This is a genomic window from Lactobacillus sp., assembly GCF_051873315.1.
In the GTDB taxonomy this organism is placed as follows: Bacteria; Bacillota; Bacilli; order Lactobacillales; family Lactobacillaceae; genus Lactobacillus.
In genome coordinates this window covers 20,012-31,558 of record NZ_JBJEES010000094.1, presented here as the reverse complement: position 1 = coordinate 31,558, position 11,547 = coordinate 20,012, and the positions used below count along the sequence as shown (strand labels likewise).

General features: G+C 48.8%; 11 protein-coding genes. 5 read left to right on the top strand and 6 right to left on the bottom strand.

Going from position 1 to position 11,547, the window contains the following annotated elements:
- The 3 genes from ACI32D_RS05740 to ACI32D_RS05730 all read right to left on the bottom strand — a co-directional run.
- Positions 1 to 1,220 (bottom strand): ABC transporter ATP-binding protein (locus tag ACI32D_RS05740; RefSeq protein WP_439775649.1); only part of this gene is annotated, 1,220 nt, incomplete at its 3' end.
- Positions 1,220 to 2,947: an ABC transporter ATP-binding protein gene (locus tag ACI32D_RS05735; RefSeq protein ID WP_439775648.1), complete on the bottom strand. Its 1,728-nt coding sequence runs from the start codon at positions 2,945 to 2,947 to the stop codon at positions 1,220 to 1,222. The genes ACI32D_RS05740 and ACI32D_RS05735, both read right to left, overlap by 1 nt.
- Positions 2,944 to 3,408 carry a MarR family winged helix-turn-helix transcriptional regulator gene (locus ACI32D_RS05730; protein WP_439775647.1) on the bottom strand — a complete coding sequence of 155 codons (465 nt, stop codon included), beginning with the start codon at positions 3,406 to 3,408 and terminating at the stop codon, positions 2,944 to 2,946. Before ACI32D_RS05730 ends, ACI32D_RS05735 begins: the two co-directional genes overlap by 4 nt.
- A 181-nt stretch (positions 3,409 to 3,589) precedes the next feature.
- Between ACI32D_RS05730 and ACI32D_RS05725 the strand changes: the two genes are divergently transcribed.
- From ACI32D_RS05725 to ACI32D_RS05710, 4 genes are all read left to right on the top strand, one after another.
- Complete coding sequence (locus tag ACI32D_RS05725; protein WP_439775646.1) at positions 3,590 to 4,540, top strand: 2-hydroxyacid dehydrogenase; 951 nt, start codon at positions 3,590 to 3,592, stop codon at positions 4,538 to 4,540.
- A gap of 307 nt (positions 4,541 to 4,847) precedes the next feature.
- On the top strand, positions 4,848 to 5,501 hold the full coding sequence (locus ACI32D_RS05720; RefSeq protein ID WP_439775645.1) for a hypothetical protein: 654 nt from the start codon (positions 4,848 to 4,850) through the stop codon (positions 5,499 to 5,501).
- 298 nt (positions 5,502 to 5,799) lie between these two features.
- A complete protein-coding gene (locus tag ACI32D_RS05715; protein ID WP_439775644.1) occupies positions 5,800 to 7,518 on the top strand; it encodes an ABC transporter ATP-binding protein in 1,719 nt (572 codons plus the stop codon).
- Positions 7,511 to 9,106: an ABC transporter ATP-binding protein gene (locus ACI32D_RS05710; protein WP_439775643.1), complete on the top strand. Its 1,596-nt coding sequence runs from the start codon at positions 7,511 to 7,513 to the stop codon at positions 9,104 to 9,106. The genes ACI32D_RS05715 and ACI32D_RS05710 overlap by 8 nt, the downstream gene beginning before the upstream one ends.
- Positions 9,107 to 9,162: 56 nt before the next feature.
- Here the strand turns inward: ACI32D_RS05710 and ACI32D_RS05705 are convergent, their stop codons facing one another.
- From ACI32D_RS05705 to ACI32D_RS05695, 3 genes are all read right to left on the bottom strand, one after another.
- Positions 9,163 to 9,801, bottom strand: coding sequence for an NAD(P)H-binding protein (locus tag ACI32D_RS05705; RefSeq protein ID WP_439775642.1), 639 nt, complete (start codon positions 9,799 to 9,801; stop codon positions 9,163 to 9,165).
- 80 nt (positions 9,802 to 9,881) lie between these two features.
- Positions 9,882 to 10,304, bottom strand: coding sequence for a hypothetical protein (locus ACI32D_RS05700; protein WP_439775641.1), 423 nt, complete (start codon positions 10,302 to 10,304; stop codon positions 9,882 to 9,884).
- Positions 10,301 to 11,194 carry a LysR family transcriptional regulator gene (locus ACI32D_RS05695; protein ID WP_439775640.1) on the bottom strand — a complete coding sequence of 298 codons (894 nt, stop codon included), beginning with the start codon at positions 11,192 to 11,194 and terminating at the stop codon, positions 10,301 to 10,303. Before ACI32D_RS05695 ends, ACI32D_RS05700 begins: the two co-directional genes overlap by 4 nt.
- Positions 11,195 to 11,312: 118 nt before the next feature.
- Here ACI32D_RS05695 and ACI32D_RS05690 point away from each other — a divergent pair, with 118 nt between their 5' ends.
- On the top strand, positions 11,313 to 11,540 hold the full coding sequence (locus ACI32D_RS05690) for a hypothetical protein (protein WP_439775639.1): 228 nt from the start codon (positions 11,313 to 11,315) through the stop codon (positions 11,538 to 11,540).
- Positions 11,541 to 11,547 lie beyond the last annotated feature (7 nt).

Here is an 11,547-nt window from a genome sequence, read left to right as displayed (position 1 = left end):
CCGTCAAAAGTTACGGCCCCGCTGTTTACGTCATAGAAACGGTTGATCAAGTTCATGATCGTCGTCTTACCAGACCCAGTCGGGCCAACAACGGCGACTGACTGGCCCTTTGGCACCTCAATTGAAACCCCGTGCAGGATTTCCTTGTCCGGCGTGTAGCCAAAGTGGACGTCTTCCAAGCGGACCGCGTCATCAATGCCTGAGATGTTCTTACCGTCAGGAACCGTATTTTCTTCGTCTTGCTCTTCAACCGTCTCAAGCCGGCGGGCACCGGTTAAAGCCAATTGCAGCATGGAGTAGATGGAAGTTACCTGCGTCAGCGGCTGGAAGTAGGTCCAGGAGTACTCAGTAAAAGTAACAATCAAGCCCAGACCGGCAGCCTGGCTGACTTGCTTGGTCATTATCATGTAAGCACCAGCAGCGATGACAATGGCAAAGTTCAAGAGGGAGAAACCGGTAACTAAAGGGTTAAGAATGCCAGAGTAAAACTGGCCTTTGAACATGGCTTCCCGCACCTTGGCGTTTTCCTTTTTAAAGCCGGCAACTGACTGGTCTCTGAGGCCCTGGGTGATGATCACGTTTTCCCCGTTGAGCTGTTCATTGATGTAGGCATTGAGCTCGCCAACCCGGTCCTGCTGCTTGTCCAGGTAGACGCGGGCTTTTTTCATGATGATCCAGCTTAAAAGCAAAATCAAAGGGGTAGTAGCTACAACGCTAATGGCCAGCTTCCAGTTGATGACGAACATCACGATGATCGTGCCAAAAAAGAGCAGGGACTGGGAAATGATTTCGAAAAAGGCGTTGTTCAGCGCGTTGAAGATGTTGTCCAGGTCACTGTTGAACAAAGACAAAATCTGCCCGTCCTGGTGGGTATCAAAGTAGCGGATAGTCATCCGCTGGAGTTTGCCAAAAAGCCCCTTGCGCATGTCATTGTTGGCATTGGCGTTAAACTGGGTCATCAGCATCCAGGCGATGTAGGTAGCCACGGAGTTAAGCGCGTAAAAGCCGGCCATCCAAGCTAAGGCCTGGTAGAAAACATTAAGAGTATTCTGCCCTTTAACAAAAGCAGACAAGTCCGTGACCGCTCTGCCTAAAAGAGACGGGGCAATTACCTGGGCGATTGTCGCAATCAAGTAGAAGACAACTGAAATAGCGATTGGCTTCTTGTAGTTTCTTAGATACTTCTTCAGATAAGTAAGGGACTTTTGCTTGTCTGACATTAGATTTCCTCCTTTCTTTCCTTGGCTTTCTGGGTTTGGTAGATTTCTTGGTAAACCGGAGAGGTTTTGAGCAATTCTTCGTGGGTGCCTTCAGCGACCAGACGGCCGTTGTCCAGAACCAGAATCTTGTCAGCATGCATGACAGAAACGATCTTTTCAGCAATCATGATCGTGGTCGTGTCTGGCAGCTGTTTTTCCAAGGCTTCTTGGACCAGCTTTTCACTCTCCGCGTCCAGGGCGGAAGTGGAGTCATCCAGGATCAAAATCGGGCTGCCGGAAATGATCCCCCGGGCGATAGACAGACGCTGTTTTTGCCCGCCGGAGAAGTTGGCGCTTCTTTCTTCAACTTCATGGTCAAAAGTTTCATCGTAGCGCTGGATGAATTCGTTGGCTTGAGCCATTTGCGCCGCCCGCTCCAGTTCGTATGGGGTGGCGTCCTTTTTGCCTTGGCGGAGGTTGTCAGCGATAGTTCCGGAGAAGAGGACGGCTTTTTGCAGGACGTAGGCAACAGTCTTTCTCAAGGCATTTTCATTGACCTGCCGCAGGTCGCTGCCGCCGATCTTAATCTTCCCGGTAGTCGGGTCATAGAGGCGGGCGATCAATTGGGCAAGGGTAGATTTACCCGACCCGGTTGCCCCGACGATGCCGACCATCTGGCCAGGTTCAACATCAAATGAGATGTGCTTTAAGACCGGCTGCTGGCCATCAGGGTAGGTAAATGAGACGTCATCAAATTCAATTGAACCGCCCAAGGCGTCTTCTGGGGCTTTTTCATTAAAGACAACATCTGGCTGGGTGTCCATGATTTCCTGGATCCGCTTTAAGGAGACGTTACCACGGGAAATCTGCATAACGGCCATGCCGACGAGCAGGATGGCGAAGAGCATGGTCAAGACGTAATTGACGTATGGAGTAATGACGGAAACGTCTTGGGGATGCTGCAGAATGCTGGTTCCAAGCAAGTAGACCACCAAGCTGATAACCAGGTAAGAAATCAGCTGGGCACCAGGCAGGATAGTGGAGAACCAGTAGCCAACCTTGATGTTGACTTCGTTTAATTCGTCAGAATCCTTGTTCAATTTGGCAATTTCCTGGGGACTTTGGTTGAAGGATTTTACCACCCGGACCCCTTGCAAAAATTCCCCGGTCCGGCCGGAGATTTTGTCCATGTACATCTGGAACTTGTCGAACATGGCGGTCATTTGCTTAACTGCCACAACGCCCAAGCCCATGATCAAGACCAAGAGAACAACAACCGCCCACCAGTAGCGGGGGATGGTGACGATGGCCATGACGATTGATCCGATCAAAATAAGTGGCATCCGGATCAGCTGCATGAAGATGGTCATGATCATGTTCATGATCTGCTGCATGTCGTTGATCAAGCGAACACTGAGTGATTCAGAGGAGAATTTTTGCACATTGGCCAGGGAGAAAGTCTGGATTTTGGCATAGGTGTCTTCTCTGAGGTCGCTGACTACGCCCTGGGTGATCCGGGCAGCGTAGTAGACGTTAAGGACACCGGTAAGGATCGACAAAAGGCCCAGGCCAATCAAAAGGGCGGTATCGCGGATGACAGCCTGTTGCTGGTCTGCCAGCAGCTCATTTTGCACCTGCTGGAGCAGGCGGGGCTGGTAGAGAGTGGCAAAGACTGAGAATAATATCGTGACTAAGGTCGCGAAAACGTCAGTTTTATAACGCTTGAAGTAGGGCAATAGCAGTTTCATTTTTTCTGTTTTTCCTCCTTTAAGTTAGCTATTTCGTCGCTGAGAAGATCGGTCCACTCATTCAGAATCTGGCAGGCTAAGGCAGCCCGGTCAAAGCCAAGCTTGTCAATGACCCGTTTTTCGATAGCCAGGATTTCACTTTCTTTTTCTTTGGCATAAGCCTGGCCGGACTTGGTCAGGGAGCAGTATTTGACCCGCTTGTCTTGAGCGTCAGTGGTAATTTCCAGGTAGCCGCGTTCGCTGAGATTGTGAATGCCCTTGCTGATGGATTGCTTGGGGATGCCGCTCCTGTAGATCAGCTCTTTTTGCGCAAGGCGGGGGTGAGTCAAGAGCTCATAAAGAATGATGCTCTCGTACTGGCTGATCCCCATCAGCCTGTCATACTGGCTGTATGCGTGGTTTGCCCTGACGCTGGCCAGGGTTACTAATTCTGAAATGCTTTCGTGTGTTTCTAGATTCATCAAAAAGTCTCCTCATGGACAATATCTAAAATTTTAGTCTCTATGTAGACTAATGTCAAGAAAGAAACTTGGAAATAGCAAAATAATTTCTATTCTTGGCAAAGAAACGATAAAAATGAGATAATATCTTTGATGTATGCGCTTACTAAAGTGCTTGTAAATTAAAAGTTAAGGAGAAAAAATGAAGATTGTATTGATGGAGCCACTGGGGATTGAGAAGGATACCCTGGTCAAGCTGGCGGAAAAATTAAGCAAGCAGGGACATGAATTTGTTGCTTATGACAGTTTTTCAACTGATCCTGAAGAGCTGAAAAAAAGAAGCGAGGACGCGGATGCCTTGATTATTGCCAACCATCCTTTGCCGGGGGAAGTAATCCGGGCGGACAAGAAATTGAAGTTTATTTCCGTTGCATTCGTTGGGATTGACCATGTTGACCTAGAAGCCTGCAAGGAGAATGATATCAAGATCTCCAACACGGGTGGCTATTGCAACGACGCGGTGGCTGAATTGGCAATCGGCTTGACTTTGGACTGCCTTAGAAACATCAGCGCCGGCAATGAGGCTGTTCAGGCAGGAAAAGGCAAGGGCGGCCTGCAAGGGCGTGAACTGGCGGACAAAACGGTCGGCATTGTTGGTACTGGAGCAATCGGCTGCCGGACGGCAGAGATTTTTAAGGCTTTTGGCTGCAAGCTGATTGGCTTTAGCCGCAGTCAAAAGCCGGCCGCTCGTGCTTTGGGCCTTGAATACAAGTCACTGGATGAAGTGATGCAGGAAGCTGATATTGTTTCGCTTCACACTCCGCTGACTCCGGAAACTAAAGGGCTGATTGGGCAAAAGGAAATTGGCGAAATGAAGGAAGGGGCAATTTTGATCAACACTTCCAGAGGTCCAGTCGTAGACACAGGGGCCCTGGCCGCCGCCTTAAAGGAAGGGCGGATTAAGGCAGGGCTTGATGTCTTTGACCAGGATCCCCCACTTTCAGCAGATTATCCTCTGCTTGGACTGCCGAATTTGGTCTGCACCCCGCATGTAGGTTTTGACACGAAAGAATCAATCGACAGAAGAGCTGAGATGGCTTTTGAAAATGTGACCGCCTGGCTTGATGGCCAGCAGGTCCGGATCATGCTGTAAGAAAAATAGATAAAGCGGCCAGTAGCTGATAAGTTCTAGTTATTGTATTTTGCATATGAAGACCTCGACGTGATTATCTTTGACTAGTGCAAAGGCAAAGAGTCGCATAAGATTGCTAAACTTGCTAACAAGACGAGATAAAGGAGAATTTGGCCAAATTCACCCAATGTTATTCTTTTACCATTATAATAAAGTGTGTGAGCATCTAATTAAGATGATTCAGACAGTACGGCCTGATTTACCGATGAAGTTGCCAGTTCAACATACATGAAGAAACATCGTAAACAAAAAGTAAGGAGCAATTAATATGACATATAAACTGACCGAGACCCAAAAGCTTGATTTATACATTCGCTTGAACAAATTAAACAGTAAGATAAAGAGCTTATCGACTGACGAAGAGTGGGCTAATAATCGCAAGCAAATTGGCGAGGTACTCTACCAACTTAATTTAGTCGAAGATCCAACTGATATGAATGAAGTTGAAAAAGCGAATTTGGACTATATTAGAAAGCGGACAAAATCCATTATTCAGAATAGCGGGCGACAACCAATGTCTGCATACTTTATCAACCAAAAGGCACTAGACGAATTAGGCAACTTAGTTGACGAAGAAGACGAAAACTTTTACTCTGACTTTCATGACATGTTAGTTAATGATATGGCCGAATATGCAACAATTGTAAGAGATTTCGATTTAAAATTAGCTAAAGCCAAAGAAGCTAATGATACAAATTCCTACCGTGAAGAATATGCCAGACTTGATAATGCTAGACGGCGCCAACATGATGCAGTAATTGCAAATCTTGCAACCGCAAATAGAATTAACGAGTCGGAAGGCTTAGAGCCGGTATTAGATGTTGGCGATGGCAAATCAGTCCATGATGTGCATCGTACTGATGTTGGCAATGCAGTTATATCATGGCTGGCAGAAACCAACCATCAAGATGCCCAAGTGTAAAATGAGAATGTAGACGTTGCCTATGATTATAATCACGCATTAAAACTTAATACATTTCCGCTGGTTCAAGGCGAGAACAAATTGTAGCTAACAACTTATCTCCGCTAGAAGGAGCCATAATAAAAGCGGCCAGTAGCTGGGTAGTATCCAGTTGCTGGCCGTTTTTTCGTATAAAAAATTCTCCTTCATCCCATCCAAAATGGACTAGACTGAAGAAGAATCGGTGCTATGATGAAAGTAGAATTACTGATAACTGATACAGAAAATGGGCAAGAATCCACTATGAGGAGGCAGCGAGATGGTACAGAAAAATACCCGCGACCCCAAGAAAATGAGCAGCTACTTCTGGTATGAAGCGCCAATTCTTGTGGTCGTTACAATTTCAGGTTTAATCTACAATATCGGCATGGTCGCTGGACCATACTTTCAAGGGCAGCTGGTCCAAGGACTCTATGATCTTCTGAACCACAAGATCCTGGCCAACCGTCTAATCCAATTATCCCTTCTTTACATGCTGGTAATTGCCCTGGTTCAAGTCTGCCGGGCGGTTAAACGCTTCAGCGTGCGGATTTTTGCCAACCACACCTCCCGCCGGATGCGGCGCTTGCTCTATAACGCGCTTTTGCACCGGCAATTTGGCGATGACACTGGCTCCCTTATGACCAAGGCCATCAGCGACGTCGACAGCTGCGTGGAGGGGATGCGGAAGTTTACCACGGAAATTTTTGACACTGGCGTCGTTATGATTGCTTACTTGGCCATGCTGCTTTACTACGATGTCCGCTTGACCATCTTAGCCTGCATGTTTACACCGCTAGCTTACGTGATCGCCAATGTCCTTAAGAAAAAAGTCGTCAAAGCCAACAAGGCCTATAAGGAGAGCGAGTCTGTCTTAAACACGATGACCCTTGACCGGATCGTCCACGCCATGACCTACCGGATCACCGGCCGGGAGCAAGCCCTTAATGATCGCTATGAAAAGCAGCTGACCGATTATGAGCAGAAAAGTGCCGTCTCCAATATTTTTGAAGGTGCCTTGACTCCGCTTTACGATGCCATTGCCATGTTTGGCATCGTCTTGATCATCTACTTTGGCGGCCGCAATGTCCTCCACATCGGCTGGAAGGCCTGGGACCTGGCCAGCTTCACGACTTTCTTAGCCTGCTTTACCAAACTCGCCACCAAGGTCTCCCACGCCGCCAAGCTTTTCAATGCTGTTCAAAAAGCCCAAGTCTCCTGGGTCCGGATCAGACCGCTGATGAGCGACCCGATCTATGATCATTATCAAGTGGAAAAGAAAACAATTAACGACCTCACTTTTGATCATGTGACGACTTTTTACCATGGCTACCCGGAAACCGCGGTCAAGGACATCAATTTTACCGCTTCTGCTAATGAAATCATCGGTATTACCGGCGAGGTGGCCTGCGGGAAAAGCCTGCTGGGTAAAGCTTTAATTGATGAAGCTGATTACCAGGGGCAGATTCTTATAAATGGCCTTGATTTCAAAAAGCTCTCTCCTCACTCTGCCCACCAATGGATCACCTATATGGGCCATGACCCCATGCTCTTGAGCGACAGCATCAAGAACAACATTTGCTTAGGCGATGACATAGACCTTGACCATTACCTAAAGCTGGTTTGCTTAGACCAAGAAGTAGGAGAGCTCAAAAATGGGCCGGACACCCTTATCGGCAACGGCGGGATGACCCTGTCAGGTGGTCAGCAGCAGCGGGTTGCCCTAGCCCGGACCTTGGCTCACGCTAAGCCCATCATTGTTTTGGATGACCCATTTTCCGCTGTTGACTACGCAACTGAACAGAAGATTCTGGATAATCTGAAAAGCCTTGAAGGCCATGTCATCTTGCTGATGACCCACCGGGTTGACTGCTTCAGCCAGCTGGACCAGATTATCTTTATCCATGACCACCAGGTTACCGTTGGCAAGCATGATGACCTGCTAGAAAAGAATGCTGATTATGCCAAGTTGATTGAAGGGGGGCAGCAACATGCGTAATATCGCTAAAACAGTCATTCATGACCATCCCAAGAGTTTTATCTCCATGGTCCTGCTTATCATTTTGAGCATCATCACTTCGCTCTTGCCGCCCCTGGCTCTGGAGCAGATCGTCAACCATTTGACTGATCAAAAGGAGGTTTCCCTGCTTTTTGCCCTGGCCTACCTGGGCTTAATCGTCCTCTCAGACCTTTTTGCCTCAGCCCAAAATATTTCCATTACGATTTTTGGCCAAAAATTGACCCACGGCATGCGGAGCGCCTTAGTCCAAAAACTGAATACCATCACGACCGGTTATTTGACCAATCACGAAAGCGGAGCAATCGCCTCAGTCTTTGTCAACGACGCTGATACCATCAACAGCCTCTATAGCGAGGGAGTAGTCGGGATGATCGCTGACCTCTTCCAGCTGATCGGCCTGCTCTTTGTTGTCTTTACCCGCAGCATTGGTCTGGGCTTCATCATCTTAATCGTAATGCCCTTGATCTTAGTCATGACCAGGCACTTCCAGAAGGCCTCCCTGGCTTCCCAGAAGGAAAACCGGGCGGCCATTGCCAAGGTCAACCACCATATTCCCGAAACTCTTCGGGTCCTCTCCATGATCCATATCTTTGAAAAAGAAGACTACATGGAAGACAAGTATGATCAATATATCGAAGAATCCTACCGGGCCCAGAACAAGTCCAACTGGCTGGACAGTGTCTATTCACCAATCATCTTGACCATCGAAGCCGTCGTTATTGGCCTCTTGATGATTGGGGCTGCCCAAGGGCAGAAGATGCAGGCCTTCTTTGGTATCAACGCCGGCAGCGCCGTGGCCTTGATCGCCTATGTGGGGCAGATTTTTACTCCTCTGGAATCAATCGGGATGGAAATCCAGAGCATTCAAGACGCCATGGCCGGGATGAGCCGGATCCAGGACTTTTTAAATGAAGCAGACAGCAAACCAAACATCTATCAAGGGAAAGGGGACTACATCACTTTTGACCATGTCACTTTCGGCTACCTGCCAGACCAGCCGATCTTAAAGGACTACTCCTTTAAAGTTGCCAAGGGTGAGCACGTAACCTTTGTCGGCCGGACCGGGAAGGGGAAGAGCACAATTTTTAAACTCCTTCTGGGCCTCTACCAGCCGCAAAAGGGGAAGATCTTGCTGGATGGCCATTCACCAGACGATCATCCAAAGAATCAGCGCCATTTTTTGGCAATTTGTGAGCAAGGGGTTGCCCTGGTCGACGGGACGGTCAAAGACCAGATCACTTTATATGACGACACGATTACTGCTGAGATGATCGACAAGGCTTTAGCCATGGTTGGCCTAACCGATATTGTCAAAAATCTTCCGCAAGGCTTGAACACACCGGTAAATGACATCAACCTCTCGCAAGGGCAGCTGCAGCTCTTGATGATCGCCCGCAGCGTTGTCTGTGACCCGCAGATCTTGCTTTTAGACGAAATGACCGCATCCCTGGACAGGGAAACAGAAGCCAAAGTCCTCAAGGCAATCGATGCTGCCAGCAGCGGGCGAACGGTTCTGTCGATTTCCCACCGGCGCGGAGCCCATGACGGCCGCCTCATCAAGCTTTAAAAAAGCAACGATACACCAAAAACCCCTCTGGCATTTGCCAGAGGGGTTGCTTATTCTTAAATTTTCGCGATGGCGTCATCGATTGGGGTGTCGCCGCCGATCATTTTGATCAGCTTCTTATATGTATTCTTTTTGTCCAAAACGCCGGCCAGAACCGCGGCTACGTCTGGAATCGGGTTTGGCCCGGAATGTTCCGGATTCAGCTGAATTTTGCCAGTTGCCGGCTTTTCCTCCAAAACGCCGGGAGCTACGATGGTGTAATCCAAATTCGTGTTGTTGATCAGCCACTCGTCTGAGAAGAACTTGGCGATGTCGTAATCAATGATGCCGCTCAATGACGGTTCTTCCTGCCACTTGTCAGGCTCGGTCGCGAAAATCGAGCTCAACTGAATGTAGCGCTTGACCCCGGCCTTTTCACTGGCCTGCATCAGCTTGACGGCACCAAAAGCGTCGGTCTGCAGCAGGTCTTTTCCCCGTGACCCCGCCAAAAAGTAGACAGCGTCCATTCCTTTGAGCCTGCTGGCCAGGTCTGAGACGCTCTCGTGCAGGTCAAGCATAAACGCCGTGACCCCCGGCAACTTGACGATTGAATCCTTGTGCCGCGAGCCGGCATACACCTCGTGGCCTTCTTTGACCAGGTTCTCAATCACGGCAGTCGCCACCCGGCCGCTTCCTCCAGCAATAAATACTTTCATCAGCTTTTCCTCCTGTTATTTTACTTGTTAAACGTATGATAACATCTGCTAAAAAAATAACAAGCAATTGCCCTCGGCAGCTAGAAGCTGATGGTTCCTGGCTTGATTTCCTTACCATGGCAAGAGAGGGAGGCGATGCAGTTCGGTGAGAGCGACTGTTCTCTGATCCAGGCCAAGGATTTCTTTTGTGCTGCCTTGTCGGTGGAGATGCCAGAAGTAATCATTGCCTGCCAAGACTTGTCGCCATAGCCGCCATCACCATAATAAAGAAAGAATTTCCCATCATCTTGCGTGATCTTGGTTGCGACCAGGCCGTCGGTATGGCCAGGAATGTTGATCACGGCCGTCCCCAAAGACGTCATAAGAGCGCTTGAAGGGGCCTTGATCATCGTTCCATGGGCCTGCCTGCAGAGTTGGCGAACGGTAATCGTGCTAATGCTCTGATTCTGGGCAAGCGCGAAGAAGGCGGCCTTCAAGGCTTCTTTTACGGCTGGATCCGTCATGATTCTTCTCCTTTTTGTCCAAAGGACTTCTGAATCTTCTTCAAAAAGCGGTCAGCGATTGGGGAGAAGGTCTGGTATTTTTTCCAAACGAGATAAAGATTGGTCTCCAGTTTTGGCGTCAATGGCCGAAAGACCATCCCGCTTTCCGGGGAAGTGTCGACCAGCTTGTCAAAAGACAGGAGGTAGCCCAGGTGTTCTTTAGCAAAAACCGAGGCGTTGTAAACCAGGCCAAAAGACCCTTCCAAGTGGAGATCCTCCATTTTGTCCTTGGCCCAGCGGGGAATGTCGTTTTTCCAGCCCTGGCCTGAGCAGAAAAGCGGCAGGCCGACCAGGTCGTCAACGGAAATTGCTTCTTTTTGCGCCAAAGGAACGTCTGCCGGCATGACCACGCCCCAAGTGTCAGTTTCCGGAAAAATCAGTGATTCATACTTGCTAGTGTCGGGCATTTCCGCCAGGACGACGAAGTCCAACAAGCCCTTGTCCAGTTTCTCGGCCACTTGCGAAGTGTCGCCACTGGTAATGTGGTAGCGCAGGTCTGGGTAGAGCTGCTTGAAAGAGCTGATCTCCCGGGCCAGGAAGCTGATCTGGTAGGATTCGGCCAGGCCAAAGTACAGGTCTCCGCCCGTGATGTCATCTAGGGCCAAAAATTCCTGTTCAATCTTGTCGGCCATGGATACCAGGTCTTCAGCCCGGTTTCTTAAAAGAAATCCTTCGTCGGTCAGTTTGATGCTGAAGGACTGCCTGGTAAAAAGCTTCTGACCCAATTCTTCTTCCAGGGACTTAATGGCCTTGGACAGGGTTGGCTGGGTGACGTGCAGGCTCTCGGCGGCCCGGGTCATGTTTTCATCTCTGGCTACCGCCAGAAAATAGCGTAAGGTCCGTATTTCCATTGTTTCCTCCCACCATTCTAAAAAGGAATATCATGTCATAGATTATAACCATTAGCGCATAAGTCTGCAAGGAAATATACTAATAATCAAGCAAGGCAGAAAAGCAAGGAGGTGCGGGATGGACTTGCCAGCAATCAAGCAAAATCTGGCTGACGCGGGCTGTGATGCAGCTTTGGCCGAGGAAATTATCAAAATGTGGGCCGGCGGGCAGTATGATGACGCTCTGCTGAAAATGAAGCTGGCCAGATGTCACGCATTGTGCGATCTGCATGCAAGCAGCCGTAGGGTCGATCTGCTGGATTATCTGATCCGGAAGACCGAAAAAGAAATCAAGCTGAAAAAATAGTAAATGG